Genomic DNA, 17,533 nt, shown 5'->3' on the forward strand with positions numbered 1-17,533 from the left:
TAATATAAGACTGAGAAAACCTTAGAGCGCCTCATTCTACTTCTATAGGAATAACATATGCACCTCTACCGTTACAGGTCACCAGGACTACTTTCACAAAAGGGGTTGCTATATGACGAATGGTACTTTGCATCAAGAGAGGAGTTAAATGACCCAATCGAAATGCAATCAAAATTTGAATTCACAGATAACACTGGCGAAATCTGGCATCGTACACTATCCACACTATGGAAGAACGTCAACTACATCGAAGTCGCTTCCGATTACCTTGCAAAGCTAAGCCCGATCTCTTACGAACTATTATTACAAGACTTTGACCTACACACAAAATCAATTTTCAAACTATTACTCGAAAAACAAAAAATCACCCTAGACGACATTGAAAGCCTCCACCACTCATTTAATGCACTTCGCTCATTGTTATCACTCTACGAACCGAAATCAGCTTACTCTGTTTCACTCTCTAAAACCAATAGTGAAATGCTAATGTGGTCACATTACACAAATAGCCATACAGGCTATTGCTTAATTTACCGTCCTATAGAAGGTTGTTTGAATCAATGTCCAAATAGAAAAAAGGAAAGCCTAATAGTTTCGCAAGGTCACTCATCTGTAGTTGGCGACAGATTTCAAGTCAAAGACATCCACTACCAAAATGGACTTGATCCAATTGACGCGCACACCTTACTCCCCACCATCCATACTGGTTTCCAATTCAACTCAGAAATTGATCGCCTTCAGTATCATTCGATTATTGAAAAGCAACTACTTACCAAAAATACATGCTGGGAATATGAGCAAGAATGTCGCCTCATGCTCACACAACCAAGCAAATATATTTCCGGACACTCAAATTTCAGCCACCTACAAAGGTTATTTTATTACGACTTCGGACAAGTAACCGGAATTATTTTCGGCGCGAGAATGCCTGACAATGAAAAGAAGATAATCAGAGAAATCATAAACTTAAAAATATCTCAACACTTCAAAAATCTAGGCACCCAAAGACAAAAAACATATATTTTTGATTTTCTGTTTCAGCAAGCAAAAATCTGCGCTTCTTCAAGAGAAATAAAAATTTTAGACCTTGATTTAAACTGCATGGGCACAACCATTCAACCGGGCAACGATTACTACAACCGGCAATTAGCAAAGTGGAAAAAATTTGAGGGCGTAACTTATCAATCGGGAAAATATAGCTACGACCCAATACTCTGAAAATCCGCCCCTCCTAAACTCATCAATACCTTTAAACATCAGGAGGGGCTCCATAAAGGAGCCACTGAGCAGGAGTGCTCGCCTTTCGTAATAAACTATTTACATACAACTCGCCACAACTGATCCAGTCGTGTGGTGTAGCTCTGACTCATCATTTCCCGTCGCATTCCCCACTCCGGATTAGTTGGCACGCTAGCTGCCCGTAACGTTCCACGACCCCATCTGCCATTGATCTGATCCAGCACGGCCATCACCTTCGAGGCCTCTGCCGGTTGTGAGAGGGCAAATAAATCGTCGGTGTACTCCCCCGGCTGACAAAGACTCAGCAATAACACTTCAGCTTTGCTGTAGTTGAATCCAGGGCGAAACACGCGATCCAGCGCATCCACCGCCACCTTGGTCAATAGACGCACATCGTCCGTCGGGTACGGTAGATCCACAATGACACCATTGGCGTATTTAGCTTCATCAGGATTAAACATGCCCGTGCGTAGGCTTACGCGGATCTTCTTGCATAGCGATTTCTGCGCTCTCAGCTTCTCAGAGGCGCGCATCACGTAGGTGGCCACTGCTTCCTTTATAGGTGGCAGCTCCTGCAGGCGCTTCCCGAACATTCGGCTGCAGCAGATCTCCTGCTTTGGCGGGTCGGGTTCGTCCAACTCCAGGCAGGGAGTGCCCGCTAGTTCCCGTGCAGTCTTTTCGATCACCACGCTGAAGTTTTTGCGCAACGTCCAAGGATCTGCCTTGGCCAGTTCCATGGCGGATTTGATGCCCATAGAGTCCAAGTGCATTTTCATCCGTCGACCGACACCCCAGACTTCCGCTACGTCTGTATTGCGTAGCACCCAGTCGCGCTTAATCGGGTCGCAAATATTTACCACACCACCTGTCTGGGTCTGCAGTCGTTTGGCAGTATGGTTGGCGAGCTTAGCCAGGGTTTTGGTGTGTGCAATCCCTACTCCGACCGGGATGCCCGTGCACCTAAGCACCTGGCTTCGGAGCAGCCGGCCAAGACTATCTAAGCCGTCGATGCCGGTGAGATCGGCAAATGCTTCGTCGATGCTGTACACCTCGATGGCAGGCACCAGCGATTCGATTAGCGTCATGACCCGTTCGCTCATATCGCCATACAGTGCGTAGTTCGAGGAGAACGGAATGATGCCGTGTCGCTTGAGCTTGTGCTTAATCTGGAAATACGGCTCACCCATTTTTACGAACGGCTTGGCGTCGTAGCTGCGGGCGATGACGCAGCCGTCGTTGTTAGATAGCACCACGATGGGCACCTTTGCCAGGTCAGGGCGAAATACGCGTTCACAGCTGGCATAGAAGCTGTTGCAGTCGATTAGACCGAACACCGGCGGAGTCTTAGACATGGCTACGCACGCTGCTGGTGACTACACCCCAAATTGATAGCTCGTCTCCTTCGAGTACGTAGCGCGGCGGGTATTTTGGGTTTTCCGAAAGCAGGACTACTTCCTTGCCGCGAATGCACAAACGTTTGCAGACGGGGTCATTGTTCAACAAGGCAATGACGATGTGGCCGTGGGCTGGCTCGATGGAGCGATCCACAATTGCCAGATCGCCCTCATAGATCCCCGCACCCTGCATGCTTTCTCCTGTGATTGATACCAGATAAACGTGTGGTGCTCGGATATTTAGCACTTCGTCCAGGGAGATCTGCGCCTCGATGTGATCCGCTGCCGGCGACGGGAAACCGGCAGGGACGCGGAACAGACATAGCGGCACCTTCAAACCGCCTGCGGTGATCGGACCTAAAATGGAGTAGCTCATAACGCACGACTTCCTATACTGTACGAATATACAGTTAACTTTCAAATTGCCTTGCGGTCAATTTATGTAGGTATTTTCTGATAGGTGGATTGGAGATGTGCGGACGACTTTCTCAATACGATGGCATTCACGACTTCGTCGCCGCCTTGAGCATGCCAAATGCGCTGGTCAACCACATAGGCGATCTGCCGCTCGAAAAATACAACGCAGCCCCCACCACTCAATTGGCTCTCTTTCATCAGGAAAAGGATCTTCTGCATGTAAATCTGGTGCGCTGGGGATGGCGGCCGCTTTGGGCAAAGGATCGAGCCGCACCGATAAATGCTCGTGTAGAAAAGGTCGCCCATGGTCCGTTCTTCCGCGCCATTTGGCCGCATCGGGCCATCGTTGCAATCAACAACTGGTTCGAATGGGTCGACGAAGGCGGGCCTAAGAAACAGCCCTACCTGATTCGGTATCGAAAACAGACACCAATCTTCTGTGCAGCAATTGGCCAATATCCCACCGTCGGGAGAGAACGCAGCGAGCACGACGGTTTCGTGATCATCACTGCCGACAGCGCCGGCGGTATGGTGGATATTCACGACCGGCGTCCGGTAGCACTTTCACCAGAACTCGCTCGGGAATGGCTGGATCCGGCAACACCCAGCGAACGAGCAGAAGAAATGGTGCTACAGCATGGTGAACCAGCCGAGGTTTTCGAGTGGTTCAAGGTCGATCGGGCAATTGGCAATGTCCGCAACCAAGGCGCGGCACTCATTACTCCGATTTCCTAACCTCAGCGGGTAAATGCTCGATCTCATTGAGCACCCAATTCATGACTAACACTTTTCGTGTAGCAAAAATTTTGAATGTTTGCCTACTTACAAGTAGGCAGAGGTACCTAGAACAATATTCCCCGTTCAAAACCAGATAAAAAACCTACGTACTTACTTAATTACGTAAATACGCAAATTCCACTTTCCGTGTAAAAAACACCCAACAGAAACAGCCATCAACTTTATCATTATACGCCTGCCGTATACACCCAATGCCCCAATCCCCTCCTGCCATATACACCCATAACCCTATGACAAAGTAGTCCCGCACAAGGCATACACATTCAGCCCTAGGGACAACATACCAACAGCCCCCATCAAGTTTTTTTAACTTATCCAAAACTGACCATTGACGAATACCGTACCAAGCAACTAGTTTAAGAATAGATTCACTCCTAACTCAACGTTACCGCGCCCTCAAGCGCGGCAGGTTTCTTTGCGAGAACAAAAATGAATGTGATAATTCTTCTAATGGTGTCCGTAGAGTTCCTTATCAAACTCACTGAATTATTACAGCTCTGGGGTATGGGCTGCCCAGGGTTTACTCCATGGTGATCAGAACAATCCACCCAACGAATCAGGTTTCCAATTCATGATCACCAGCTCACCACTTACGTCGGCCTTCCCTTGACGCTGGTTGGTATTGCAGTAACGGATGTCGAGCGTTTCGAAATGAAAGCCTGTATACACACGGCGGATATCAGGATGGTCGTTGATGCTGACCATGACCTTGCCTTTGCAGCGACGCATGAAGTCGGCCATCCGCTCGTAGTTCTCGAACGGAAAGTCCACGCCGTACCCGGCGGTCTGCCAGTAAGGCGGGTCCATATAGTGGAAAGTGTGAGCGCGGTCATAACGCTCCGCGCATTCAAGCCAAGGGAGATTTTCAACGTAGGTGCCGGACAGGCGCTGCCAGGCGGCCGAGAGGTTCTCCTCGATCCGCAGCAGGTTGATGGCCGGTCCAGTCGTCGCAGTACCGAACGTCTGCCCGGTGACCTTGCCGGCGAAAGCATGGTGCTGCAGGTAGAAGAATCTGGCGGCGCGCTGAATGTCGGTGAGGGTTTCGGGGCGGGTCATTTTCTGCCATTCGAACACCTGGCGCGAGCTGAGCGCCCATTTGAATTGGCGCACGAACTCTTCGAGGTGGTTCTGCACGACGCGGTAAAGCGTGACCAGGTCGCCGTTGATGTCGTTGAGGACTTCGACCGGCGATGGCTGGGGCTTCATGAAGTAGAGCGCGGCACCGCCGGCAAAGACTTCAACGTAGCATTCGTGTGGTGGAAAAAGCGGGATGAGGCGATCAGCCAGGCGACGTTTGCCGCCCATCCAAGGGATGATGGGTGTGGACATAGAAAGCAAGACCTTTACTGTATGGATAAACAGGTGCTAGGCTCGCCGCGCTTCGTGCACGGAGTAAGAGCCTTGGCTGGACTTGCAGGGAACATCTGCAGGGACGGCGGCCGGGTTGGATGTTGACGCATCCGACCCGGTCGCTCTTTTTCACTTCGGTGTTGAGACTTCTTTGGCGTAGGCCTGACAGGCAGCCAGGGCGATCAGTCCTTGGTCGCCGGCATCGGTGATGCCGATAATTCGTTGAGCATGCGCTGGGTCAAGTTGGGCTCTTGCGGGGCCATGAACCACGCCGCCGGTGGCGGTGGTGGCTGGCACCGATCCGTTGCCGGCGTCAGTGGTGGCGTCGAGTAGGACTGACAGGCGCAGATCAGCAGTGGCAAGGCGGTCGCGCAGGCGACCTTGATCACGTTGGACATCGCTCAAGACTCGGTAATGGGTTTGTTCACTGGTTGCCAGGCGCTGCTCAAGCGCGAGGCGTTTGTCTCGTTCGGCACGCTGCTGCGCGACCGAAGCAAGGGTTATCTGATTGAGCGTTTCGGTGTGCAGGCGGCCCTGTTCGGCGAGCTGGTTGCCATATCGCCAGTCCTGGATTTGCCAGGTAATGGCCGCAGAACCACCGACCAAGACGACCATCAGCACGCTTTTTACCAGCAGCCGATACGGCGCTGGGATCAGTTCGCCGATACGCATAGCACCGCCCTCGCCCGCTCCCATAGTTCGATCCGGTCTTGCAGGCCATTGAGACCACCATTGATCCTGCGGGTGATCGTGTTGAACTCGTTTTGATCGGCCAGCGCGTTCAGCCCATTCACAGACCAGAACCACGCGGCCGACTCGGCAGCCCACTGCGGCAGCTCCAGCAGCTCAGGGGTGCGCAGCAATCGCTCGTCGCCGAACAACGCCAAGCTGCAGCGCAGATAATTGTCGTGGCCGGTGACCTGGATCAGACCGCGACCGCGATAGCGCTGGCCATCACCATCAGCTTCCGGCGAATTGCCCAATCTGGCAGCTAGTGACCCGGTGTCGTACTTGCTCAGGTATTGATCACCGCCCAGCTCCCGCACGTACTGCAGCTGACCTGACTCATGACCCACTTGGGCGAGGAACGCCGCTTGGCGTTTCGGTGTATTGATCTGCCGGTATGCCATTGCAGCGTTAAGGGCGGATACAAAAACGCCCGCTTGGCGGCGGGCGTTGGGCATGATGCGTTGCAGCTGTTGCTCGGTTAAGGGCATACAAACTCCAGACATAAAAAAACCGCACAGGGCGGCGATGAGTGTTTTGTTGCGTTACGCGAGGCTGACCACCTTGATCGGTTTGTCGGCTTTCTTTTTCTTGCCTTTGGCTTTGGCCTTGCCCTTTTTTCCGCCGTTACATTCGACTGTGGTCGACCAGCCTGCCTGGGTGAAAACCTGCTCCACCGAGTCGGCCAGGTACTCGCCATCGAGCCCGACCTTGAAGCCCTGGGCATTGATTGAGCGCTCGGCAAAAATGTCGGTGCGCCCGGGCATTTCAAAGCGCACGCCGGCGGTCGATCGATTGAACGCCGCCAGGCGTGCTTTGGCCGCTGCCTCGGCGGCAGTCTTGTTCGGGTGAATGTGTCGATCGGTATGCACCGCCGGCAGGCCGTCCGGCACGTCGTCGTTGTCCAGGGACACCACGGCGAGCTGGCCGGTCTTCTTGTCCTGATGCGTGGCGGCCACCGACTTGTGCGCGTTGCGATCGCCAAGGCGGAATTGCCAGCGGCTGACATCGCTACGAGTCAGGGTGATCACGCCAAATGCTTTGCCGCTTGCACTCTCGCCCCCCTGGCGCGGCATCACCAACAGCTTGCCGTCGGCGACCTTGGCCGTGCAGTCGTATTGCTTGGCCAGGCGCGTGATGAAATTAAAGTCGGACTCGCTTATTTGATCGGCGCGCTCGACCTTGGTGGCCACCGGGCACACTGGCTGCCAGCCGTTACGCGCGGCGATATCAGCGACGATCTTCGACAGCGGCACGTTTTCCCAACTGCCGCTGCGAATGGTCTTGCCACTGCCGCGCATGTCGCTGGCCTTACCTTGAATCACGATGGTGTCGGGCGGACCTGACACGGTGATTTCGTCCACCACGTAACGGCCCATGCGGGCCAGGGACGTCTCGGCGTAGCCCAGGTAGACCTCTATCCCCGCGCCACGGCTCGGCAGCGTCACCAGGCCGTCGCGGTCGTCAATACGCAATTCGAACTCGTCTGACTCCATGCCGGTCTTGTCGGTGGTACGAAGCTGAATCAGCCGATCATTGATCAGGCTGGTGATATCGGCACCATCGGCCACGATGCGAAATACAGGCGTCATGGATTTTTTCCAAAAAAAAGCCCGCGCGAGGCGGGCTAGAAAGTAAGGAGCTTAACGAATTAAGCGATCGCATCTTAGATCATCAATCCCATAGCGTTACCTGCTCTTCGATTGGCTTGGGCAGATCCGGCAGCACGATCAGCACCCCAGCGCGGTACGGTTGCGCCTCCTCAGCCAAGCCCTGATTGGCGTTCAGGACTGCCTCGACCGTGCCGACCAGATGGCCATAAAAATTATTGCAAATGGTGTCCAGCAGATCCCCGTCAGACGTTCTGCATGTCGTCGCCATAGCGCACAAACTCCAGTGTGAACCCTTGTTTACGTGGGATGCCGCCCTGCATCAACGCGCTTTGCTCTTCCTCAAGGCTCTTCAGGCACCAGGTGCCCAGCACGTCGCCATAACCGGTGGTCAGGGTCAGCGGCTGGAGCTGGGCGCCGAGCGTGCGCAGCGTGTCGAGCTGTTTCAAGCCGCCTTTGAGGCCTGGGATGATCGCGCCCTTGAGGGTGATTTTCTCGTCGCCCATGCCGACTGCTTGCTGGGCCGGGCGCCGTGATAGGCGCTCTTGCGAGGCCCAACGAAATTCAGTCGAGCGGCGCAGCTCATCAAAGGCGGCCGTATCGAGGTTGAAGAAATACGGCGGTGCCTTGGGGTCTTGCGGCTGGATGATCAGCAGGTGCGGAAACGGCTTAACCGCCTCCGGCGCCGGCGTCTGATCAGTGGCAAAGGCCCCCGTGGGCACGATGTTGGCCAACGCCGGACTGGCCTTGCCGGCGATCTTGTTAATCGCCGTCGCCGCTTTCCCGGCCTGTTCCTTGAGGGTGCCCAAGCGCTCATCCATTCCCGACAACGCCCGGGAGGCTTTGTTGTAGGTGGCCACCACCGCGCCGACCTTGGCTTGCGCGGCATTCACCCCGCGCATGACCCGCTGAAGCTTGGCGCCGACCACCGGGCCGACAAAGGGCAGATCCTCCAGCTCGGACGCGGCGCCGGTAATTTCGCTGATCGCGCCATTCATCGGCCCCAGCATGCCGTCCAGGCTGCGCCGTCCGGTTTCCCCCGCCGAGGCCAGGTATTTCAGCCCCGACTGTAATTGGTCCAATGCAGGCATAAGCCCTCCGCATTAAATGTTTGGCGAGTCGTACAACTTGCGGCTTTCCAATTGCTGGGCGATGTTGCGTTGCTGCTGCTCCCAAAACGGCCGCAATTGCTCCGCGAGTTGCGCCGGATCTTTCGCATCGCCCTGTACTGTCACCGTCAATGGCGCATGAATTTCCACCTTGGAATCGACCTTTACCCCTGCGGCCTCAGCCTTGGCCGGCGATGGTGCAGCCAACTTCGCCGCCGCCGCGTCGGCACTGGCTGGCGGCAACATCATGGCGCGCGCCGCATCACCAGGCTGCGCCTCGACCACCGGCGCGGCACGGCCGGGAGCGGCCAACAGCGACACCCCACTGGCGCCAGGCTTGGCGAACGACTGCGCGATGCTGCCCATGACCGGCGGAATATCCTTGCCGGCGTTGGCCATCATCAGTGGCCCCGCGTCAGGCAGGCGCTTGAGTGATTCGTCGGCACCAAACATCGTCTTGCCGAGCACTCCACCCAAAAGATCGCCACCCATACCGCCCAGGGCGGCGCCGATCGCACCACCCACCACAGTGCCGATCACCGGCACCACCGAGCCGATGAAAGCCCCCGCCGAAGCGCCGGCGATTGCCCCGGCCAAACCGCCCGCCGCACCGCCGTAGCCCTCGGCCTTTTCGTCTTGTGTTTCGGCGTTCTGGTAGGTGTCCACCGCCTTAAACATGGAATCAACCGCCGCAAAGATCGCCGGCCCCTTCACCCCCAGGCCGACACTCGCACCGCGACCACCGCCAAACCGACCGCCCTTGCCGCCCCTCTTGCCCTTGCCGCCGTCGGCATCGACGCCGCCGCCATCCAGGCCGCCGGCACCGCCGGCTGGCATGTTGGTGACGATCACCTTTTGCGGAATGTTGGGATTGCCCCCCAGCGAACCGCGCCCGATGTTCAACAGGCCCTTGGCGATCTTGAAGCTGCTAAACGCCGTCTGCGCGGCGATCACCGCCGCCACGGCCGCACCGATCCCCGTCACCAGCCGCGGCGATTCATCCGACAGCTTGCTCAGGCCCTGGGCGACCGACGTCAAACCACCAGCCACTGCATCCGTCACTGGTCGAAAGGCGTCACCGATCGCGCGCATGGCGTCATCCATGCCCTGGGCCATTTCTGCCCACTTCTGCGCCGAGGACTGGCGCCGCTCTTCCAGGTTCTTATCCAAGATCCCGCTGGCATTGGCCGACTCGTTTTTCAACTTGGCGTACAGATCCTTGTTCTGCATGTACGCCGTCAGCGCGCCCTTGACCTGCATGTCGGCGAACAGGTCGCCGGTGCGCAGGGCTTGTTCCAGAGACGCAATCATGGCCTTGGCTTTTTCCGGATCGGCTTCCTTACTGATCCTGGCCGTGGCTTCCGCCATGGCGGCGGCCTTCTTCGGATCGGTCGCGGCAATATACTTCTGCGCCAATTCAAAGCTGGATTCCAGGGTGGACTTGCCATTCTGCAGGCCGGTGTTCATCGACGCTTGATAATCAATACCGGCGTCTGCATAGGCCTTGACGGTGTCGCCCGAGCCGATTTTTTCCATCCAGTTTTTGAGGTTGTTCGCCGCCTCATCGGAACCGCCGGCGGTCTTCATCTGCACCTGAAGCATGGCGCCCAGTTGCGACACCGAGTCCATGCCAGTGATGCCCAGCTTGCCCATGCCCGCGAGCAATTCAGGGAACCAGCGCGCCATGTCGGCCGCCTCAAAGCTGCCGGCCTGGCCTTGGTAGGCGATCGCCTCCAGGGCCTTTTGCATCTGCGCCGGGTCGGTGATCTTGGCGTTCTGCCCCAGGGCATTGATCATGCGCGCCGTTTCGGTACCATCCGAACCCTGGCCCACGGCAAACTTGGCCGCCGTCGGCGCATATTGCAGAGCCTTGTCCAGCTCCATGCCGGCACCGACCAGGGCATTGACCACTTCAGCCACCTGATTGCGCGCCATGCCGGTATCGCGCGACGTGCCGATAATCGTCTTGGACAGCTGCGCTTCTTCCGGCTTGTTGGCAATACCGGCCTTGATCGAAATGTCGCGAATGATCGCGCCATAGTCCGCGCTGACCTTGGTCGGAACGGCCATGGCCACCGTGGCCGCCGCTGCCTGGCCGACGCTGCTTTTCAGGTTCTGTTTGCCCTCATCAAGCTGCATGTGTCCCTTGGCTTTCAGCTCGGCCTTGGCCGCCACGGCGCCCATGCTGGTGTAAGCCTTGGTCAAGTTGCGGACTTCAACGCCCTGTTTTTTCAGGCTACTGATATTGGACTCAAGCCGTTTCAGCAGTGCGCCGGCCCCCTGTTCACCCGCCAGATGCGCCTTACGCCACTCATCACGCAAGCGGATGGTGTCGCCAATGGTCTTTTCCAGCACCCGAGCTTTTTTGCCTTCGGCTTCCAGCTTCTTGATGCGCCCGGTGACATCCTTAAAGGCGTTGCCCACCGAGGAACTGACCGCCCCACCAATGACCAGGCCGAGCGCGAGTTTGTTCGCCATGTACGTGCCCTATGCGTCGAGTCGATCGAAGGCGGCTCAATCCGTGAGCCACCACACCATCCGATCAAAAGTCATGGCCTCGATCTCGGCCGCCGAGAACCCCGTCTCTTTGGCCAAGCGTTTAGCCGCGATCTTGAGCGTGGTTGCGTTACACATCGTCCTCTTCGACCAGGCGAAAATAGCCGGCCTGCAAGCGGTTGTAGTCCTTGAGTTTTAGGGCCAACAGATCCGCCTCGGCGACCGAGAGCAAGGAGCAAAACAGGTGCAGCTCCATCTTTTCCATGTCGCCGGCGCCGATCATTTTCGCGGCGTTGAATTCCTTCACGCTGGGCGCGCGCATGGTCAACTTGTCGACCAGCACACCGTTGAAGCTGGCTTTATAACGCAGCGTTACGGTGACGCCTTCCTCGGTAACGGCGAGCCAGGCCGGCAACGCTTGAGTATCTAGAGTCATGTGCTTTTATCCTTAAAGGCCAACTGCCGAGCGTTCGGCAGCGAGTTGATCAACGCCGTCGATCACCTGAATCATGTTGAGTGGATCGATCTCGTACATCACACGCCCGTCGATTTCGAGCTTGTAGTAAACAAGCTTCACCGCGTGTTTGATTTCGGCCTGATCGCCCGGCTTCCAGTCGCCCATGTCGACCTCTTTCACGCCGCCGCGCATGGTCACGACCACTGGCGTGACCGCGCCCTTGAGGCCCTTGTACGCACCGCGAAACACCAGATTGCAGGCGGTCTGATCGGACAGCCCCAAATACTTCAGCGTCTCGCGGCGCACGCCGTTGGTGGTAAACGCGGACTCCAGCTTTTCCATGCCCACAGCGAACTCAATCGGCGCCGACATGCCGCCGCCCTGATAGTCGAGGGTCTTTTGCGTCAGCTTCGGCAGGGTCAGGCTTGGCACTTCACCGGACAGGCTCACGCCGTCAATAAACGCGACGCAGTTGGTCAGTACTTGAGGAATCATTGAAAGGCCCCCTTAGGCTGTTTCGAGAACTTCGGTCAGCCACTCGTTGGTGACTTCGATAAGGAAATTCGGGTTTTCCGCCGGCGGCACGTCGGTGAAACGGATGCGCCAGTAAATTTTGCCCTGCTCGATTTGGCTGGCCGTGTTCATTTCCTTGTCCGCGTAGACTTCGAAATTGATCACTGCGCCGGCGTTTTTCTGATCGCGCATAAACGCTTGCAGACCTTCGGTGACGTCCTGCACGTAGGTCTTGGTGATCGAGCGGTCTACCGCCCACTTGTGCCCGGCCTGGATCGCATCCATGAGGATGTCGCAGGTACGCACGCGGGTGACAAACGACCACTTCGCATCAGCGGAGCAAGTGCGGTTACCCCACAGGCGATAGCCGCCATCGCGAATGATCGTGGTGATATTGGCGTTATTCAGCAGGTTGGCCCGGCAGGTGTCGTCGCCGTCCAGATACTCGATCGGACGACTGGTACCGGTGATGCCGACAAACTCTTTATTCGACGGCGATGCCCAATAGCCGTAATTGGCATCGGTCCAGGCGAACAGGCCAGCGACCCACGCCGAGCCTGGCGCGTTGACCGTCTCGCTTTTGCCCGTATCCCAGTACTGCACACCAGGATCGACCAAATACACCCGCTTACTACCGAAGTTTTCGGCGTAGGCCAGAGCGTCCTCATCGGTGGTGTTCGGCCCGTCGACAATGGCGATCGCGCGCAACTTGCCGGCCAGGGCATCCATGGCGGTGGCCACCGCTTGCGTGGCGGAATGCTCCGGGGCGATCAACAGTTTCGGCTGGGCGTTGTGTTTGCTCTTGCCGTCCAACAGCGCTTGCAGGCCGGTACGCTGGCCATTGGCGAGAACGCCGCCGATGATCGCCGAGGTTTGCAGCGCCTCGTCTTCCAGCTTGGGCACGCCGATGGCCACGATCACCGCTTTGGCGCGGACATAGATCGCCTGACAGGCCCGGGTGATTGCCGAGTCAGCACCGAACGCGGCAATGGCCTCGCGCTCGGTCGTGATCAGCACCAATTCCCCAGCTTTGGCCGTGGCCAAAAGGCCCGGGGTGAAGGTGTCGCACAAACCAATGATCGACGACGACGGCAACGAAATGGTGCGCGCGCCGGTATCAATCAGCGTCGTGGTGACGCCGTGAAAAAAGCCAGCCATAGATCAATCTCCAGAAACGGAAAAGCCCCGCGTGAGCGAGGCCGTGAGGGTATTGGTGTTATGCGTAACGGAAAAGAAAACGCCCCGTCAGTGCGGGGCGTTTATTGGGTTTGTTCGGCGATCCACGCCGGCGCGATTGGCCGGTCCTGGCTGTCGGGGAAGTCAGACGATTGCGGCCAATCGCGCAAGGCCTGAATGTACGTCAGCAGCTCGTTGAACTGCTCAGCGGTCAACGTGGTATCCATGCCCACGTCGAGCTGGTCGCGATGCCGATCACGCAACCACAGCACCCGCGAGACTTCGGCGTCACGCCATGTCCGCTCAGCAGCGGCAATCTGTTCAAGCGTAGGCACCACGGGCACAGGTTCGACTAACACCAGTTTCCCGCCCTCGTCGACCACTAGTGTCTTTTGCAGGCCGAGGCCCGCCAGTATTTCGTCGACACGATTGGCCGGGATTTGCACCGCGTCTTCGGGCATAGCGTTTCCGTAGACGGCATCGTTAAACATGGCGTCCTTCGAAGGGCTGTGGAACATTTTCATTGCGTATCCTCAAGAACCAATCGCGAACGTTCGAAGCGTGTAGTTGCCCACCGTATCGGCATCGCTAATGACAAAACTCGCACCGTTGATAGCGGGCTCACCGTTACCACATAGGCGCTCAAGGATTGAGCCCGACGAACTTCCGCCAAGCGTATGCTGAAAGGCCCAAACACTCAGGCACGCGGTCGGGAACTGCATCGGATACGTCCAATTACCAGTGGCCGCAGCGTTAGTCGTGGGCTGGTTAATAGTGATACGGCCCCACTGAAAAACGAAACCACCCAGCCACGACGGAAACGCGATAAAGCCATTGATGGCTAGAAGAATGGCGAAGCCCCACCGCAATTTCTTGGGTGTGACGATCGTCGCGTCATCAGTACCGGCATTAACCTGGACCTGTGTTGCGACCTTAGCCGTGCCTTGATTGTTTTCGGTGGCCTGGGCGGCCAGCGTCACCAGCGCGGCAATATCAATGTTTCCCTGATTGATCGGCGCGTTCCAGGCCTTGATGCACATCATTACCGCGACGTTGCGTGGACGGCTTCGCCCCCAATCCACACCGCCGCTGGCTTGGCCTGGCGCCTGCACACCATCCGCAGGAGTAGTCGACGGTTGCGCCGCTGTAAAGCCAAGGTTAAGCGTTTCTGGCACCCAAGGCGCCTTGTCGTAATCAATACCGAGAACGCGAATATGGTCCGCGTTGTTCAAGTTAGGGATAGGCAAATTTTGCGCATCACCATCGCCAGGTGCATACGTCCCGACCTGCCAGCTACCGATAGCACGACCGCTATCAATGTCACGACCATGGTCCCAACCGCGCTCGAACTCGCCGCGCGACTCCGGGAGACGGAAGTTACCCGCGCCCTCGTCACCCCGATTGAATGCGCCGCCCAGAAAAGTCGCCAGATCCGGATAGGCTGCAATGCTCTTGACACTGCCGTCACGCTCCAGAAAGCCCGGCGGCACCTTGTTGACCGGAAACGAGACTTGCGCACCAACTGGCAACGCCGAGGCTTGGGCAATCATCGCCTCGATTTGCGCCTTGGTGTAAGTGTCGGTAATCCCCATTCCGGCCAGGGTGCTTGGGTTGTCACCCGACACCACGACGCCGCGATTGTTGACCTTCACCCGGGTAAACTCGCCGGCGGTTTTGTTCGCCGGCAGAACTTCCAGAATGGCCGCGTCGACGTAGGCGCGCGAAGCCAGCACCACCGCCGGGTCGATCTTCAGCGTGATGTTGCCGGCGTTGTTGACGATGAAATTCATCCGCACCACTTGCGTGCGGCCCGAGCCTTGCGACAACAGCGGCTTGTAGCTCGGCGCGCAGTTGGCCACCGCCACCAGATCGCCGGCCTCGTCATACAGACCGATTTCACGAATCCAGCGCCCGCCCTCGTCGGCCGGAATAATCTGCTCGGCGATGATGATCGCCGGGTTGGCCGGGTCGATCTTGAGCTGATTCAGCGGCCGACGCCGCCATTCGTTGATCAACGCGGTTTGCGCGGGATTGGGGATGGGGTCCGTCATGTTGGCATCACCCAGACCCATGTCGGTGATCTTCCAGGGAATGCCGAGCGCGTCGGCGTTCGCCTGTTTGGCCAGCCCCACATTGGTGAGGATGGCGAAAAACTGCGAATTCGCATCAATCATAATAAACGTCCAAGGAGTCTATGGTGTGTTCACGGCCGAGCACGGAAAAGCTGCCCGTGACCTCGATGTCACGCATCACCGGCGGGTAAACGTCGATTTCGTCGCCGTCGTAGAGACAGGCCGCGATGTTCAAATGGCCCTTGGTTTCCAGGCTGATCGCCAGCCCGGTCAGCTTGCGGCTGACAGGCTTCGCGTCGTCGATCAGGCGCTCAAGCTCCTGATACATTTCCTCGGTGATCCCGGTGTCCAGAACGCCAACCTTCAGCGCAAAGGTGCCCGGCACCCCTTCGGGCACCGTCTTGAACCACTCGATGATTTCGATCAGGTAGCCCAGCGGCTCGACCACGCGGCGCAAGGCGCCGATCGTGCCTTTGTGGGCATGGATGTAATACGACGCCTTGATTGCCGCGCGCTTGGTCGCCTCGGACCACCGATAATCCCAACGGTCGACCGACCAGGCCCACGCCAGGTGGGGCAACAAATGCACCGGACAGGTATCGGCGTTGTACAAGGTGCGCAACGGCACAATGGTTTTGTCGAAGAACGACGCCTCCAGGGCGCGCTCCAGTTGCGTGCTATTGCTCGGCAGTAGGCTTCTCATGTCGCGCCCGCCAGAACCACGCTCCACTCGGTGCAATACGCCGCCTGTGCCTTGGTCGGAGCCAGATCAACCCACCCCACCAGCTCGACCCGGGACACGCCGGCAACGTGCAGTTGCGCATCTACCCCCGAGCGCGCCACCTCAACGCCCAGGCGCTTGCGTGGATTGATCCAGGCCGCGAGGCGCTTTTTGGCTTCGGCCAGACTGGCGTCACCCTCGGGCCCGGCGCTGTTCATGTGCAAAACGGCTTCAATGCGATAGTCGATAATCTCAGCGCTTTGCACCGTCAGCCGATCGCCCACCGGCCTGACTTCATCGTCATTCAACGCGGCCGTGACGGTGGCCAGTAGCTCGGGACTGGCCTCGCCTTTGCCCTCGGAACTCAACACCGTGACCGTCACGCAGGCGGGGGATGGGCTTTCCGCCGAGGCATCCACGACCAGGCCCGAGGCATTACGCGCGTGCAGGATGTAGCTGTTACGCGGACCGGCCGTGGTCAACCCTTCAAAGGCTAACTGGATGCGCTCGCGGTAAGGGTCGTCCAGCTCCATGACCTTCGCCACCGGCGGCACGGCCAGCAGATCCTCGGCCTGGATTACTAGCCGCGGCAGATTGACGTTGGCCCCCAGGTGATCCAGATCCGGACCGATCGCGTGAGCCAACAGCAGGGCCTTGGCGGCATCGTTGACCCGGGCCCGGTTGCCCACTTTGTTATAGGCACCGACCTCGATCAGCTTCACCACCGGGTCACTCTCCAGCGGCGCGCTCCAGTTGTCGCCCATGTAACTGCGAAAGGTGGCCAGCCCTTCCTCATACGTCGCCTCAAAGTCCAACGGCTCCAGCACATCCGGCGCCGGCAATTCCGACAGATCCACAATGCTGCTCATACACTCACCTCTACCAGAAAGCGGTCGCCGAGGTAGTCGCCGGCAATGCTCAGATCGATCTTCCCGCCCAGCACCGACAACACGCGTACGCTCTTCAGTTTTAGCCGCGGCTCCCAAGCCATCAGCGCGCGGGCGGCCTCGGCTTGGACTGAGCTTTTCCAGCCCTCGTTAACCGGCAGGTCGACATAGGCGCGCAGCTTGCTGCCATAGTCCGGCCGTTGCCGTCGGGCGCCCGGCGACGTGCCGAGGATGTCGGCTATGGACTGCCGCAGATGCTCGATACCGGAAATGGGCTGCCCGGTGTGGCGATCCATTCCGATCATCGACATCACTCCTTCAGCGGTTCGAACTCAGGGTTGGCTTTCAGGTAACTGATCGCCTGCTCATCAGACGCCGACACCTCGACTCGCCCTTTGATCACGGCCAGCGAACGCTTGCTGCGAGGGAGGATCAAGGTTCGCGAGGTGTAGACCTTGTCGCGAAAGGTCAGCAACAGATCAGGCGCCGGTGATGGGTCGTCAACGGCTACATCGGAAGGCTTGGCCATGTTTTCTCCAGACATGAAAAAGCCCGCACTGGGCGGGCT

Annotated in this window: 20 protein-coding genes; 2 read left to right on the top strand and 18 right to left on the bottom strand. The window is 57.6% G+C overall.

The genetic code is table 11. The annotated features are described in order from the left end of the window. The first annotated feature begins 57 nt into the window (after window positions 1–57). Entirely contained in the window at window positions 58–1,218 is a 1,161-nt protein-coding gene (locus tag ACM6I5_RS08195; RefSeq protein WP_414883530.1) for a DUF2971 domain-containing protein, read from the top strand. 95 nt (window positions 1,219–1,313) lie between these two features. On the opposite strand, the gene umuC is transcribed toward ACM6I5_RS08195, so the two are convergent. Continuing rightward, on the bottom strand, window positions 1,314–2,591 hold the full coding sequence (gene umuC / locus ACM6I5_RS08200) for a translesion error-prone DNA polymerase V subunit UmuC (RefSeq protein WP_414883531.1): 1,278 nt from the start codon (window positions 2,589–2,591) through the stop codon (window positions 1,314–1,316). Further along, on the bottom strand, window positions 2,584–3,009 hold the full coding sequence (locus ACM6I5_RS08205; RefSeq protein WP_414883532.1) for a LexA family protein: 426 nt from the start codon (window positions 3,007–3,009) through the stop codon (window positions 2,584–2,586). The genes umuC and ACM6I5_RS08205 overlap by 8 nt, the downstream gene beginning before the upstream one ends. Before the next feature lie 95 nt (window positions 3,010–3,104). On the opposite strand from ACM6I5_RS08205, the gene ACM6I5_RS08210 reads away from it, so the two are divergent. Next, window positions 3,105–3,785 (top strand): SOS response-associated peptidase family protein, encoded by a 681-nt coding sequence (locus tag ACM6I5_RS08210; RefSeq protein WP_414883533.1) that lies wholly within the window; start codon window positions 3,105–3,107, stop codon window positions 3,783–3,785. Between the two features lie 597 nt (window positions 3,786–4,382). On the opposite strand, the gene ACM6I5_RS08215 is transcribed toward ACM6I5_RS08210, so the two are convergent. From ACM6I5_RS08215 to ACM6I5_RS08290, 16 genes are all read right to left on the bottom strand, one after another. Then, window positions 4,383–5,177 (bottom strand): DNA adenine methylase, encoded by a 795-nt coding sequence (locus tag ACM6I5_RS08215; protein WP_414883534.1) that lies wholly within the window; start codon window positions 5,175–5,177, stop codon window positions 4,383–4,385. Between the two features lie 150 nt (window positions 5,178–5,327). Beyond that, window positions 5,328–5,870, bottom strand: coding sequence for a lysis protein (locus tag ACM6I5_RS08220; protein WP_414883535.1), 543 nt, complete (start codon window positions 5,868–5,870; stop codon window positions 5,328–5,330). Next, window positions 5,852–6,415 carry a glycoside hydrolase family 19 protein gene (locus ACM6I5_RS08225; protein WP_414883536.1) on the bottom strand — a complete coding sequence of 188 codons (564 nt, stop codon included), beginning with the start codon at window positions 6,413–6,415 and terminating at the stop codon, window positions 5,852–5,854. Before ACM6I5_RS08225 ends, ACM6I5_RS08220 begins: the two co-directional genes overlap by 19 nt. 54 nt (window positions 6,416–6,469) lie before the next feature. Beyond that, a complete protein-coding gene (locus ACM6I5_RS08230) occupies window positions 6,470–7,516 on the bottom strand; it encodes a phage late control D family protein (RefSeq protein ID WP_414883538.1) in 1,047 nt (348 codons plus the stop codon). 82 nt (window positions 7,517–7,598) lie between these two features. Continuing rightward, entirely contained in the window at window positions 7,599–7,805 is a 207-nt protein-coding gene (locus ACM6I5_RS08235) for a tail protein X (protein ID WP_150735317.1), read from the bottom strand. Next, on the bottom strand, window positions 7,780–8,625 hold the full coding sequence (locus tag ACM6I5_RS08240) for a phage tail protein (protein WP_414883539.1): 846 nt from the start codon (window positions 8,623–8,625) through the stop codon (window positions 7,780–7,782). The genes ACM6I5_RS08235 and ACM6I5_RS08240 overlap by 26 nt, the downstream gene beginning before the upstream one ends. Window positions 8,626–8,637: 12 nt before the next feature. Continuing rightward, the gene (locus tag ACM6I5_RS08245; protein WP_414883540.1) at window positions 8,638–11,121 is read right to left on the bottom strand and encodes a phage tail tape measure protein; all 2,484 of its coding nucleotides are present in this window, start codon (window positions 11,119–11,121) and stop codon (window positions 8,638–8,640) included. A 148-nt stretch (window positions 11,122–11,269) separates the two neighbouring features. Then, window positions 11,270–11,575, bottom strand: coding sequence for a phage tail assembly protein (locus ACM6I5_RS08250; RefSeq protein WP_414883541.1), 306 nt, complete (start codon window positions 11,573–11,575; stop codon window positions 11,270–11,272). Window positions 11,576–11,587: 12 nt separating this feature from the next. Further along, window positions 11,588–12,091: a phage major tail tube protein gene (locus tag ACM6I5_RS08255; protein ID WP_248693294.1), complete on the bottom strand. Its 504-nt coding sequence runs from the start codon at window positions 12,089–12,091 to the stop codon at window positions 11,588–11,590. A gap of 12 nt (window positions 12,092–12,103) precedes the next feature. Next, window positions 12,104–13,267, bottom strand: coding sequence for a phage tail sheath subtilisin-like domain-containing protein (locus ACM6I5_RS08260; RefSeq protein ID WP_414883542.1), 1,164 nt, complete (start codon window positions 13,265–13,267; stop codon window positions 12,104–12,106). A 101-nt stretch (window positions 13,268–13,368) separates the two neighbouring features. After that, on the bottom strand, window positions 13,369–13,809 hold the full coding sequence (locus ACM6I5_RS08265; protein ID WP_414883543.1) for a phage tail assembly chaperone: 441 nt from the start codon (window positions 13,807–13,809) through the stop codon (window positions 13,369–13,371). A gap of 9 nt (window positions 13,810–13,818) precedes the next feature. Beyond that, on the bottom strand, window positions 13,819–15,459 hold the full coding sequence (locus ACM6I5_RS08270; RefSeq protein ID WP_414883544.1) for a phage tail protein: 1,641 nt from the start codon (window positions 15,457–15,459) through the stop codon (window positions 13,819–13,821). Then, window positions 15,452–16,060 (bottom strand): phage tail protein I, encoded by a 609-nt coding sequence (locus tag ACM6I5_RS08275; RefSeq protein WP_414883545.1) that lies wholly within the window; start codon window positions 16,058–16,060, stop codon window positions 15,452–15,454. Before ACM6I5_RS08275 ends, ACM6I5_RS08270 begins: the two co-directional genes overlap by 8 nt. After that, entirely contained in the window at window positions 16,057–16,947 is an 891-nt protein-coding gene (locus ACM6I5_RS08280; protein ID WP_414883546.1) for a baseplate J/gp47 family protein, read from the bottom strand. Before ACM6I5_RS08280 ends, ACM6I5_RS08275 begins: the two co-directional genes overlap by 4 nt. Further along, window positions 16,944–17,270 carry a GPW/gp25 family protein gene (locus ACM6I5_RS08285; protein WP_414883547.1) on the bottom strand — a complete coding sequence of 109 codons (327 nt, stop codon included), beginning with the start codon at window positions 17,268–17,270 and terminating at the stop codon, window positions 16,944–16,946. Before ACM6I5_RS08285 ends, ACM6I5_RS08280 begins: the two co-directional genes overlap by 4 nt. A 5-nt stretch (window positions 17,271–17,275) precedes the next feature. Beyond that, window positions 17,276–17,494: a hypothetical protein gene (locus ACM6I5_RS08290; RefSeq protein ID WP_414883548.1), complete on the bottom strand. Its 219-nt coding sequence runs from the start codon at window positions 17,492–17,494 to the stop codon at window positions 17,276–17,278. Between the last annotated feature and the right edge of the window lie 39 nt (window positions 17,495–17,533).

The organism is Pseudomonas sp. IT-P171 (assembly GCF_949767765.1).
Classification (GTDB): Bacteria; Pseudomonadota; Gammaproteobacteria; order Pseudomonadales; family Pseudomonadaceae; genus Aquipseudomonas; species Aquipseudomonas fluorescens_B.